Source organism: Haladaptatus sp. AB643 (assembly GCF_024136975.1).
Taxonomy (GTDB): Archaea; Halobacteriota; Halobacteria; order Halobacteriales; family Haladaptataceae; genus Haladaptatus.
Window position 1 is genome coordinate 75,438 of the sequence record NZ_JAMYJW010000009.1, and the last position, 12,086, is coordinate 87,523.

The window sequence follows — 12,086 nt, forward strand, 5'->3', positions numbered from 1 at the left end:
CCTCGAAACGATGGGTCGAGCGACGTGGAATGGTTGGGTCGCCCTACCGTAAAAGGATGGATCGGACTACCTCGAAGGAGGGAAGCGGACAACCTCGAACCGGGGAAGTCAGGCCGACTCATCGCTGAAGAACTCGGCACAGAGTTTCCGCTCCGCGGCCCGAAGGTGTTCGTGGAACGTCGAACGCGAAATGCGCATGGATTCGGCGAGTTCCTCCCCCGTCACGGGTCGCGGCCAGTCGAAAAAGCCGCTGACGTAGGCTTTCTGAAGCGAGGCCAACTGACGCTCCGTGAGCGAATCGGTCAGGCTCTCGATGAAATCCTGTTTGGTCTTCGCGGGACGCTCGCGGTGGCGATAGGCCAGCAGTTCCGTTCCGGAGTACGAATCCTTTAAGCGCTCGATGAGGCCGCGAACGTCCGCCTCCTGTGGGAACTCGACGAGAACGCGGGATTCGTCCGGCGTGGCCGATATCTCCTGCGTCTTCCCGCCGTAATCCGACATCGTGGAGACGAGCGTTCCCGCCGGGAGGACGAACTCGAAGAGGGTTTCCTCGTCCTGTTCGGCCACCAATCGTGCGTCGAGAACGTCGTCGCGCTCCGAGACGATGTCGAACACGTCGTCCGCGGACGCGCCCTGAATCGAGAAGAACGATACCACCGAACCGTCGTCGTGGTTCGTCGATTGCAGGTAACTGATTTCGGCGTCGGTTCGCTCCGCGATATCCACGAAGAAGAGGTCCGAACTTCGGAACGAGAACTCGGCTTCGACGACGCTGTCCGCGATGAGGATCCGACGCGTCTCGCGGGCGTTGATGGCGCTACCGATGGCGCGAGCGAGCGACTTCAGGACGACCTGCTCGCGCTCGTCGAACGCGTCGGATTTCGTCGCGCTTACCACGAGCACGCCGTACTCCGTGTCGTGGTACGAGATGGGAAGCGCCGCGGCCGCCGCACATCCCTCGATGTCGAGGTGGGCTATCTGTAGCTCTCCGGTCTCCAGTGCCTCGTTCACGATGGGATGGTCGGGGTCCGGATCACACTCCCCCGCAACCGTCCGCACCTCCACTCCGTCAGTTCGAACGTCGCGCTCGCCGACCCACGCGAAGGAATAGGGTTCGACCTGCGTCACCTGCGTGCAGACGGCCGTCTCGATGGCCTCGCGCGTCGGCGCTTCGACCACCGCGCTCGTGACGTCCCCGAGCAGTCCCTCGATGCGTTCGAGCAGGTGTTCGAGTTCGTCCGCCCGCTGGCGGGCGGCGAACTCCGCCCGCTTTCGCTCCGAGATGTCCGTCTGGAACCCGACGAAGTGACTGACGTCGCCCGTGTCGTCACGAATCGGCGCGATATCGACCCGATTCCAGAACTCCGTTCCATCCTGACGGTAGTTCAACAGCTCGACCGAAACCGGTTCCTCGTCGTGGATGGCCTCACGCATCGTCCGGACGGGTTCCGGCTCAGACTCCTCCCCCTGCAAAAACCGACAGTTGCGGCCCAGTACCTCGTCGGAAGGGTACCCGGTCAGTTCCTCGAACGCCTCGTTGACGTACAACAGCGGTTGGTCGTCCGGTTGTGCGTCCGCGATGGTGATACCGACCGGGGCTTCGTTGATGGCCCGCTCCTTCAGATCGAGTTCCGCGACGACGTCCTCCGTGGCGGCCTCGGACCGCTGAAAGAGCACCGTCACGCCGTCAACACCGGGATGAACGGTCGCCTGATATCGGGCATCGAAGGTGATGTGGAACGGTTCGGGGCGGTCGTTCCGCCGCGCCGTCTTGCAGTGGTCGAGAATCGTCTCACCCGCCGCCGTGGGAAGCGCCGTCGGCAACTGTTCGTCGATACCGACGCCGAGCAGTTCCCGTGCCGGGTCGTTGAGATACGTCACCCGCCAGTCGGAATCGAGCGCGAGCAGTGGATCGGAGAGCCGTTCGAGAGCCTGACTCGCCCCCACGTGCGTCTCGTCAGGAAGGTCCATACGGACAGTAAGGGCCGACGGGAAATAGTAGTTCAGTTATCGGTTACGAGTCAGGGGTTCGTTTCGGTGGTTCCGACCCCTCGTCGGCTCCTTTTTGTCCCTTTTGGCACGACGTTTTTGGGGGCTCGACGCTTCCGTGAACATATGCCAACCACCGTGTCACTCACGGACGACGAAGTCAGACGGGTCCTCTCGATACTGCGGGAGTATCGGATGCAGACGGGAGACGACGTCAGTGACCTCGTGGAGACGTTCGAGGAGCACGAACGGAAACCCGAAAAGGAGTACACGACGTCGGCGGACGAACGGTAGATCGAATTTTTGCCCGGCTACACCAGCGTCGTCGGGCGTTTCGAGAGGTAATCGAACACCGCGCCGAGGGCGAATCCGTAGGCGAGGTGTCCGAGGAGGGTGATGACGAGGTAGACGCCGAGCAACAGCCCAGCGTAGCCATCGTAGAACGCGATGACGAAGCCGGTCCAGAGGACGAACCCGTACGGGAGGCCCCTGGCGGCGTAGTTCTCACCCGGCAGATACGACCCGATAGAGACGAACAGGAGCGGCCACGTCACCATCCCGCCGCCGAGGAAGATGAGGTAGCCGACCGCCGCCGGATTCGACGGGAGGAGCACGTCGACGCCCGTCAACTGCGCCAACACGGCAAACGAATTCAGGTCGAACGCTCCGAGCGTGGTTCCGACCAGCAGTATCGCGGTCATGACGGCAGTGCCGACGAGACCGCCGACCGCGCCGATGAACCCGTCGGTGATGATTCCCGCGAAGGAGTCGAATTCCGGTTCCACGACCTCCTCGGAGATATCGACTTCCACTGACGGTTGTGAGTCATTCTCTGCCATGGATGGAGGTAGAACGTACACCGACAAAAAACAGTACCCAAACCAGAAGGGAGATATTTCCAAAATCGGGACATTTGGCCCCGAGAAACGTCGAATCAGGGCGTTTCAGTTCCGAGGGAGTTTCCCTCTGTCACGACCCGTGAACGGAGTTCCGGAAGCACCGTCGTCACGTCCCCCCGGACGTCGAACGTCGCGCGCGGACTGAACGGCGTTCGGTCGAAGTTGACGATGGCGGTCGTCGCCCCGTTGCGGGTAGCGGTTCGCGGCAGCGACGCCGCCGGTTCGACGGTGAGCGACGACCCGATGGCGATGAACACGTCCGCTCGCCTCGCATACTGCCGGGCGCGGCGAAGCGTCCCCTCGTCCAACCGCTCCCCGAACAGTACCACGTCCGGTTTCAACAGGCCGTCACAGTCGGTACAGCGGGGCGGCAGTTCGCCGGAGCGCACGCGTTCTCGCACCGGAGCGGCGTCGGCCGTCCGCCCGCAGGACTCACAGACGACGCGGTGGGCGTTGCCGTGCAGTTCGACCAACTCGGTGGCGTCTTGGCCGTCCGCGTGACCGTTCAGACTCTCGGCATGAAGTCCGTCCGTGTTCTGCGTGACGATGGCGTCCAACTGGCCGTTCGCTGCGAGGTCGGCGAGCGCGTCGTGTGCCTCGTTCGGGTCGACCTCGCCGCCGAACATCGTTTCGTGGAGGTCGAGGCGATCGGTCCAAAACGTCGCCGGGTCGGTTCGAAATCGACGGTAGTGAAAGTCCGCTTCGTCGAACTGGGTCCAGATTCCCGAATCGCTTCGAAAATCGGGAATCCCCGATGCGGTACTGGTTCCGGCACCCGTGAACGCCACGACGGTTTCGGCGTCACGAACTCGCTCCGCGAGCCGGGCGATATCGTCCATGTTCCAGAACAGCGGTGCGGGGATTGTATAGTTGTGGAAATCCGCTACGGAACGTGTTGCGTGGCGGCCGTTCGAGAACCGCTCCGTGAACGAGTGTGGATGTCTCGTTCCCTCGTCTACGAGGGGGAACCGCTTTTCGTTTCGACGGGAGGAGAAATATGTACTGACGGGACACATCATTTTGCCTGCCAACTCGTTTATGGTTCTTCCGATACTCGCGTTATTTATGACGAGAATCGTTGCAGGAACAGACAGCGCCGAGACGAGCGAGCGGATATGTGAGTATCTCGACGGCCGACTCCACGAGGGAGACGAGGTTCACGCGTTGAACTCGATTCACGGCGGAAACGACGAGGAGTTAGTCCAAGAAGGGCAGGATGCGTTGGCGGTGTTCCAGGACCGACTCGGGGACCGGTTCGATATCGAAACGGAACAGAACACGGACAGGAGCGACCCCGCTCACGACATCCTCACCACCGCGGATGAACTCGACGCGGACGAAATCGCCATCGGCCTGAGTCAAAAGCGAAGCCCGGCCCAAAAGGTCGTGTTCGGGAGCAACACCCAGTCCGTTTTGATGCAAACCCGGCACCCGTTGATCGGGATACCGATGAAAGACACGAGGTAAAATGACGGTGGCCGTTTTCACCGACTGGGAACGAACCGGTCGGTTACAAACCATCCAGCCATACGTTGGATTACGAGTCGTATCGCACCTGAAACTACGGTTACCAGCCGAGAGATATTCGGTAACGAGAGGATTACAATGAATCTGCTTGGAGAAACCGCGATCGGTGTCGGAATCGGCGTCGCGCTGCTAGCGCTCGCACTCTATTTCGGTCGCTCGATACGCATCGAAGACATCGTCAGCGCCGGACGAAAACCGGAGGCGAAGGCGGACGGCGGCTACGCCCACGGATTCCCGTCCGGGTACGGGAAACCGACGGGCGTCATCAGATGGCTGACGACGGTGGACCACAAGGACATCGGGCTTCTGTATCTCACGTTCGGCAGCATCGCGTTCTTCTGGGGCGGCACGGACGCGATGATGATACGGACGGAACTGTTCACCCACAGCGTCGATGTGTGGGACACGGCGACGTACAACGGGCTGTTCACCATGCACGGCCTGACGATGTTGTTCTTCTTCGCCACGCCCGTCCTGTTCGGGTTCATCAACTACTTCCTGCCGCTACTCATCGGGGCGGACGACATGGCGTTCCCGCGGGTGAACGCCGTCGCCTTCTGGATGCTTCCGGCAGCGTTCGTGTTGGTTCGCTTCGGACTCCTCTCGGACATCATCGGGCACGTGATCCAACCCGTGCTCGGAATGGCCGCTGCGAGTCCGTTCTTCCGCCTCGAACCGCCGCAAACCGGCTGGACGATGTACACGCCACTGGCGCGTCAGCGGCCGAACCCGATGATCAACATAATGCTGTTGGGGTTACACCTCTCCGGCATCAGCACCACGTTGGGTGCGATCAACATCATCGTGACGACGTTCACGCTTCGGGACGTGGACTGGAGTGAACTCGATATCTTCACGTGGACGGCGCTCACACAAGCGGGTCTCATCCTGTTCGCGTTCCCCCTCCTGGGCAGCGCCATCATCATGCTCCTGCTCGACCGCGTGTTCGGGACGACGTTCTTCGCGACGGGGGGAGGTGGGCCGATGTTGTGGCAGAACCTGTTCTGGTTCTTCGGCCATCCGGAGGTGTACATCCTCGTCCTGCCGCCGATGGGGCTGATCAGCCTCATCATCCCGAAGTTCTCGGGACGGAAACTGTTCGGGTTCAAGTTCGTCGTCTACTCGACGCTGGCCATCGGCGTGCTCTCGTTCGGCGTCTGGGCCCACCACATGTTCGCCACCGGAATGGACCCGCGCCTCCGCGCGAGTTTCATGGCCGTCTCGCTGGCCATCGCGGTGCCGAGCGCCGTCAAGACGTTCAACTGGATCTCGACTATGTGGAACGGAGCCATCCGCCTCGAAGCGCCCATGCTGTTCTGTGTGGGATCGATTGCGACGTTCATCATCGGCGGCGTGACGGGCGTCTTCCTCGCCGCGATTCCCGTGGACCTCATCCTCCACGACACCTACTACGTCGTCGGCCACTTCCACCTCATCATCATGGGACTGATCCCGTTCGGCATGTTCGCGGCGGTGTACTACTGGTTCCCCATCTTCACGGGCCGGATGTACGACAGGACCCTCGCGAAGGTCCACTTCTGGCTCACCTTCGTCGGCGTCATGATCACGTTCAACGCCTTCATCGTCCTCGGAATGATGGGACTTCCGCGCCGGTACGCGAGTTACCCGGTCAAATTCCAACTCCTCCAGCAAATCGCATCCTTCGGCGCGGTCCTCATCGCGCTCGGGTCGCTGGTCTGGATATGGAACATGCTCCAGTCCTACCGCAACGGCGACATCGTCACCGACGCGGACGTGTGGAACCTCAAGAAATACGGCATGTTCTCGAAGGAGTGGCAGTGGTTCGAGGAGCAATTGGAGTCGCGGTAGTTCGCCGAGATAGGCGAACGTTTTTCTAATTTTAGCAGACGGGGGTGCCGCCTACCGCGTGAACCGGCCGTAGAAGACGCCGAGCGAGTAGCCGTAGCCGACGTGTGCGAGGAAGCTGAAGGCGAGATAGAGGACGAGGAGTGCGGAACTTTCGAGTTGCATCCCCGTCGAACCGAGGCCGAGGAAGGCCAACCACAGCAGGAGCGAAAACATGACGCCGCGAACGGCGATATCCCCGCTCCCCGGTAGGACTTTGAACTTGTCCTCGATTGCCGCGAACAGCAGTGGCCAAACGACGATGCCGATGAAAACGAAGACGGAGAACCCGAGATACAAGTCCCCCGGCATCCTGACGAACTTCGCAATCGCGGCCGGGACGCCGAGCTTGAACCCCGATTCCGACTCCGCAGCGAGGAAGATGAACAGCATGAGAGCGGTACTCACGATTCCTGCTTTGATGGTCTGCACACCCTCCACGACGGAGGACGGGAGACCGGAATCGCTGTCGTATCCGGCGACTTCCTGTGACATAGTAACAGCGAGGACGGGAAGCCGTTTATAGGTACTCCCCCTCGTTCGGAATATACTACGGGCGACCCGCGAAACCGCCATCGGGAGTTCGGGTTTTCGGGGTCCGGACGAAGCGGCAAACGACACTGTTTGCCAAAAGAAGTTACCTCCTGGGCGGTTACCTCTCTCGATATGACGCTCGAAAACGAGAGCGATACGTTCGACATCGGCGGCGAACTGACCGTCAACCGACTGGGGTACGGTGCGATGCGTCTCACCGGTGAGGACGTCATCGGTCGACCGGACGACGAGGAGGAGGCCCGACGCGTCCTCCACGAGGTCGTCTCGACGGGGACGAACTTCATCGACACCGCCGATTCCTACGGCCCGGCCGTGAGCGAGCGACTCATCGGCGAGGCGCTGCATCCCTACCCGGACGACCTCGTCGTCGCCACGAAGGGCGGTCTCTGGCGGGACGACCGCGACGGCTCGTGGCCGAAATGTGGCGAACCTGGCTACATCCGCAACGCGATTTTGGGCAGTCTCGACCGGCTCAAGGTGGACACCATCGACCTCTACCAGTACCACCGACCGGACCCCGACGTTCCCTTCGAGGACGCTGTCAACACGTTCGCGGAACTCAAAGACGAGGGAAAGGTCAACCACGTCGGGTTGAGCAACGTCTCCGTCGAGCAGTTGGAGGAAGCCCGCGACATCGTGGACGTCGCCACGGTGCAGAACCAGTACAACGTCGGCAACCGCGATTCGGAGGACGTGCTCGAAGCCTGTGAGGAGTACGACATCGGATTCATCCCGTGGTTCCCGCTCGGCGCGGGTGACCTCGGCGACAAGGAAGAAGCGCTCGAAGAAGTCGCAGACGCACACGACGCCTCCGAGCGGCAAATCGCGCTGGCATGGTTGCTCCATCACTCGCCCGTCACGCTCCCGATTCCGGGCACATCGAGCGTGGAGCACCTCCACGAGAACGTCGCCGCCTCGCACATCGAACTCTCGGACGACGAGATGGAACTGCTGGACTGAGGGCGGGTCGTTCCGTCCGAAGGAACCCTTATGCGCCAGCGTGTAGATGGTAACACGACGCATGAAAAAACTCATCAACGAACCATCCGCCGTGGTGGACGAGATGTTGGACGGGATGGTCGCCGCGCACCCGGACGAGGTTCGTCGACTGCCGGACTCGAACGTCCTCGTTCGGAACGACGCCCCGGTCGAAGGAAAGGTCGCCGTCGTCAGCGGTGGGGGGAGTGGACACGAACCGACGCACGCGGGCTACCTCGGTCCTGGAATGCTCGACGGAGCGGCGGCGGGGGAAGTGTTCACGTCGCCGACTGCCGACGAGGTCAGCGAGATGGTACAGGCCTGTGACGGCGGCGAGGGCGTCCTCATGGTCATCAAGAACTACGAGGGCGACGTGATGAACTTCGAGACGGCGGGGGAACTAGCGGAGATGGAATCCGACGTGGAGGTCGCACAAGTCGTCGTCAACGACGACGTCGCCGTCGAGGATTCGCTGTACACCTCCGGTCGCCGCGGCGTCTGTGGAACCATCTTCGTCCACAAGGTCGCGGGCGCGATGGCCGACGAGGGCGGCGATCTGGACGAAGTCCAGCGGGTCGCCCAGAAGGTCATCGACAACGTAGCGACGATGGGAACCGCGCTCACGTCCTGCATCACGCCCGAGAAGGGCGAACCCACCTTCGATTTGGGCGACGACGAGATCGAACTCGGCATCGGGATTCACGGCGAACCCGGCGTCGAACGCGTGGACATGACCTCGGCGGACGACATCACCGAGCGACTCACCGAAAACGTCCTCGATGACCTCGACCTCGACCCCGGAACGGAGGTCGCAACCATCGTCAACGGGATGGGCGGGACGCCGCTGTCGGAACTGTACATCGTGAACCGGAAACTCCAGTCGATACTGGAAGACGAAGGGCTGGAGACGTGGGACGCGTGGGTCGGCGACTACATGACCTCGCTCGACATGCAGGGCTGTTCGGTGACGGTGTTGGAACTGGACGACGAACTGAAGGAACTGCTGGCGCATCCGGTGGAAACGCCCGCGCTGACGGTGACGTAGGCGGAAACTGATTTTTATCAGTCCAACTGAATCGAGTAGAGTTTCGGCTCGTCCGTTCCGAACACGAGGTTTCCGTCGCGAACGGCGGGTGGCGACGTGATGTGACCGTCGTGTTCGAACTCGGTTCGTTTTCCGTGCTTCGGGTCGATGGAGAGGACGGTTCCGTCGTAACACGTCAGAAAGAGGGTCGAACCGCGGATATCGCCCGGCGCGTTCACCCTCGGTGGGAGGTCGTGCGTGGCGACGATTTTGCCAGTTTCCGGGTCGATGAGGGAAACCTGACCCTGTTTATCCCGTTCCCACGGTTCACCCGTCACGACCGCGAGCAAATCGTCGGTCACCAAGCCAGCGAACGACACGACCGAACCGGGAAGCGTTCTGCTCCAGCGTTCCGTGTCGTCGTCGGGGTCGATGTAGACGAGTTCGAGACTGCCGTTTCGGTACACCGACGTCACGACGTCCGATTCGTACAGGAACGGGTGAGCCACCATGTTCGAAAACGTCGTCCAGCGCTGTTTGCCGGAATCGAGGTCGAACAGCGCCGTTTCGAGCGACCGAGTGCCGACGACGACCCGTCGCCCGTCCCGGTTCCACCAGCGGCCGGGAACGGTGAGGTCGCCGACACGATGTATCTCGCGGTCACGAACGTCGATACGGTACACGTACGATTCGCTCGTCGTCACGAACGCGGAGCCATCGATGACGATAGGGCGGGACTGGATGCTCGCGTATCCCCCGTCCGGGAGTGCTTGCGACCACCTCAACTCCCCGGACGGATCGAGCAGGACGACGTGGTCGGTGACGGTGAGAAACGAGTCCACGATAGGAACGGGTGGTGTGCCCGCAGCGTTCGAACGGTTGCGCGGCGTACTCGCGACGGAGTTTCCGGAATCCGCGGAAAGGAGACCGATTCCACCGTCATCGGTGGCAACGGCGACGTATTTGTGATCGAGATACGGTTTTTGGGCGATATAATCGCCCTCGAACGGAGCAGACCAATCGACGGAATTTCCGTTGCCGCCGAGCGTACTGCAACCGGAGAGCGTGGCCGCGAGCGCGGTGGAGAGGGCCGCTCGCCTCGTCAATTCCATTGGACGAGGCTCAATCAGTGTCAGTAATGAGTCTTCTGTTCAGAACAAATCGCAGAAGTATCCGCCCAGTATGGCGAGAGATTCGGTCGAAGGTCGGTTATCGTCCAAAGACACCAGCTTCGACCAACAAGAGCGCCGCTAGCGAAATCACGACGAACCAGGCTATCAAGTCAAATCCGAGGACGTTCGGAAGAGAGGAGTCGGTCAGGGATCCGATGAACCCGAGAAGAAGTATCGATGAAAGGGGAAGTGAACGGCTTCCGACGATTACGTTAGGAGTTCCGACGTGCAGAGACGACCCGAAAAACGTTCCATCGAGTCGCAAGCAGGAATTGACCCGCAATCGGAACCCGTTCGGCGATAGGGGACACTGCGAGGCGCTCACCGAGATATCAGTTCCATACCCCAGTAGAGATGTCGTCTCGCGAGCGAGCCGAAATTATCGTGCCCACAATCTGGACACTCGAAACCATCGACGCTGTCTATGTCGATAGGGAAAACGTACCCGCAGTCGGTTTCACAGCGGTTCTGTCGAGGTCCGTTGACGAACGACACCAGCAAATCGTTTCTGTGATCTTCCAGATGTGCCGTACCTCGGTCGTACATCCCGTCGATGGATTCGGTCTCTAACACCTCGTCGCAGAACCCACAGACGAAATGGTACGTGACCGACGTATCGTCGTGTTCCTTCTCGTCACTGTTCTGGTCACTGTCGGGTCGGCGCGTTGGGACGGTCATGGTAGCGTGGAGCGAGCGTGAACTGTGTGATGCGCTCCGCGTGAGTCCTTCCGTCACACGAATAGAATGCCACTAGACTGCCGAGGAACCGCAAATGACCGGCAGTGGACGCATAGTGTGTAATCACTCGGCCGTTGCACATTGAATACATGCTGAGGTCATAAAGATGGTGGGACGGTCCCACACAGAGATGATGATAGCCTTCTCGATGTCATACCACCGTGGCCCGACACGAGCGAAGGTTTACCCCGATAGGGTGCGTGATATCAGGAAACAATGGCAGACACAGCGACGGAACGCGAGGCAGTGCTCGCGGCAATCGGACGGGTCGCCGATCGAATGGCGGACGAAAAGGACTACCTGACCGACCTCGACTCGGCCATCGGCGACGCCGACCACGGGGCGAACATGAACCGCGGCTTCCAGGCCGTTCTCGAAAAGACGGACGGGATGGACGACGCTGAACCGGCCGACCTCGTGAAGACGGTCGGCGTGACGCTCATCTCGGAGGTCGGCGGGGCCGCCGGACCGCTGTACGGCGGGTCGTTCATGAGCGCCAGCGCGGAACTGGCGGACGGTTTGACACCGGAAACCACGGTGGCGTTCGCCGAGGCGTTCCTGGAGAAGGTACAGGACAGGGGAGACGCGCCGGTCGGCGCGAAGACGATGGTGGACGCGCTGACGCCCGCCGTCCACACCTACAAGAAATCCATCGAACAGGACGACCTCGAACCGGTGGAGGCGCTGACGAAGGCGGTCGACGCCGCGGAGCGCGGCGTGAACTTCACGACGCCGATTCGAGCGCTGAAGGGTCGGGCATCGTATCTGGGCTGGCGGTCGGTCGGGCATCAGGACCCCGGCGCGACGAGCACCCTGTTCATGCTCGAAGCGATTCAGGAGACCGCCGTTTCCCACCTCGGGGACGGCAACCTCGAAGCCGACGCGACGTCGCCGACGGTACCGGACGAGGAAGCGACACCCGAGGCGGCCGACGGCGACGGAACGGAGGGGTCCGAATGATCGGACTCGTCGTGGTCTCCCACAGCGAGCAGGCCGCGAAGGGGATTCGGGAGGTCGCCGCCGAGATGGCGGGCGACGTTCCCATCGAGGCGGTCGGCGGCGACCCGGACGGCGGTCTGGGAACGAGCACGCCCGTGATTCAGGAGGCGCTTGATTCGCTCGCCGACGAGGACGGCGTCGTCGTCCTCGTCGATCTGGGCAGTGCGGTGATGAACACCGAGCTCGCCATCGAAATGGCCGATGTCGAGGCGGAAATCGCCGACGCGCCCATCCTGGAGGGCGCGGTCAACGCGGCCGTCACGGCCAACAGCCCGAAGGCCACGGTCGAATCGGTGCTCGAAGCGGCCGAAGAAGCCGGAGAGATTTCGAAATTGTAAG

Annotated in this window: 12 protein-coding genes; 7 read left to right on the forward strand and 5 right to left on the reverse strand. The window is 61.6% G+C overall.

The window, feature by feature from the left end; genetic code table 11:
* Nucleotides 1–108: 108 nt before the first annotated feature.
* A complete protein-coding gene (locus NKF25_RS17020; protein ID WP_253227854.1) occupies nucleotides 109–1,971 on the reverse strand; it encodes a bacterio-opsin activator domain-containing protein in 1,863 nt (620 codons plus the stop codon).
* Nucleotides 1,972–2,115: 144 nt separating this feature from the next.
* Here NKF25_RS17020 and NKF25_RS17025 point away from each other — a divergent pair, with 144 nt between their 5' ends.
* Nucleotides 2,116–2,283: a hypothetical protein gene (locus NKF25_RS17025; protein WP_253227855.1), complete on the forward strand. Its 168-nt coding sequence runs from the start codon at nucleotides 2,116–2,118 to the stop codon at nucleotides 2,281–2,283.
* 17 nt (nucleotides 2,284–2,300) lie between these two features.
* Here the strand turns inward: NKF25_RS17025 and NKF25_RS17030 are convergent, their stop codons facing one another.
* Both NKF25_RS17030 and NKF25_RS17035 read right to left on the reverse strand, forming a co-directional pair.
* Nucleotides 2,301–2,828: a DUF6789 family protein gene (locus NKF25_RS17030; protein WP_253227856.1), complete on the reverse strand. Its 528-nt coding sequence runs from the start codon at nucleotides 2,826–2,828 to the stop codon at nucleotides 2,301–2,303.
* Nucleotides 2,829–2,923: 95 nt separating this feature from the next.
* Nucleotides 2,924–3,727, reverse strand: a complete 804-nt coding sequence (locus NKF25_RS17035) for a Sir2 family NAD-dependent protein deacetylase (RefSeq protein ID WP_253227857.1) — start codon at nucleotides 3,725–3,727, stop codon at nucleotides 2,924–2,926.
* Between the two features lie 226 nt (nucleotides 3,728–3,953).
* On the opposite strand from NKF25_RS17035, the gene NKF25_RS17040 reads away from it, so the two are divergent.
* On the forward strand, nucleotides 3,954–4,355 hold the full coding sequence (locus NKF25_RS17040) for a universal stress protein (protein ID WP_253227858.1): 402 nt from the start codon (nucleotides 3,954–3,956) through the stop codon (nucleotides 4,353–4,355).
* 138 nt (nucleotides 4,356–4,493) lie between these two features.
* Nucleotides 4,494–6,245: a cbb3-type cytochrome c oxidase subunit I gene (locus tag NKF25_RS17045; RefSeq protein ID WP_253227859.1), complete on the forward strand. Its 1,752-nt coding sequence runs from the start codon at nucleotides 4,494–4,496 to the stop codon at nucleotides 6,243–6,245.
* Nucleotides 6,246–6,296: 51 nt separating this feature from the next.
* Here NKF25_RS17045 and NKF25_RS17050 read toward each other — a convergent pair whose 3' ends face one another.
* The gene (locus NKF25_RS17050) at nucleotides 6,297–6,776 is read right to left on the reverse strand and encodes a DUF6789 family protein (RefSeq protein ID WP_253227860.1); all 480 of its coding nucleotides are present in this window, start codon (nucleotides 6,774–6,776) and stop codon (nucleotides 6,297–6,299) included.
* A gap of 171 nt (nucleotides 6,777–6,947) precedes the next feature.
* On the opposite strand from NKF25_RS17050, the gene NKF25_RS17055 reads away from it, so the two are divergent.
* Both NKF25_RS17055 and dhaK read left to right on the forward strand, forming a co-directional pair.
* Complete coding sequence (locus tag NKF25_RS17055) at nucleotides 6,948–7,796, forward strand: aldo/keto reductase (RefSeq protein WP_253227861.1); 849 nt, start codon at nucleotides 6,948–6,950, stop codon at nucleotides 7,794–7,796.
* A gap of 61 nt (nucleotides 7,797–7,857) precedes the next feature.
* Nucleotides 7,858–8,859 carry a dihydroxyacetone kinase subunit DhaK gene (dhaK, locus tag NKF25_RS17060; RefSeq protein ID WP_253227862.1) on the forward strand — a complete coding sequence of 334 codons (1,002 nt, stop codon included), beginning with the start codon at nucleotides 7,858–7,860 and terminating at the stop codon, nucleotides 8,857–8,859.
* Nucleotides 8,860–8,876: 17 nt separating this feature from the next.
* Here dhaK and NKF25_RS17065 read toward each other — a convergent pair whose 3' ends face one another.
* On the reverse strand, nucleotides 8,877–9,950 hold the full coding sequence (locus NKF25_RS17065; RefSeq protein WP_253227863.1) for a PQQ-binding-like beta-propeller repeat protein: 1,074 nt from the start codon (nucleotides 9,948–9,950) through the stop codon (nucleotides 8,877–8,879).
* 1,014 nt (nucleotides 9,951–10,964) lie between these two features.
* On the opposite strand from NKF25_RS17065, the gene dhaL reads away from it, so the two are divergent.
* Complete coding sequence (dhaL, locus tag NKF25_RS17070) at nucleotides 10,965–11,708, forward strand: dihydroxyacetone kinase subunit DhaL (RefSeq protein ID WP_253227864.1); 744 nt, start codon at nucleotides 10,965–10,967, stop codon at nucleotides 11,706–11,708.
* Entirely contained in the window at nucleotides 11,705–12,085 is a 381-nt protein-coding gene (gene dhaM, locus NKF25_RS17075; protein WP_253227865.1) for a dihydroxyacetone kinase phosphoryl donor subunit DhaM, read from the forward strand. Before dhaL ends, dhaM begins: the two co-directional genes overlap by 4 nt.
* Nucleotide 12,086: the final 1 nt, after the last annotated feature.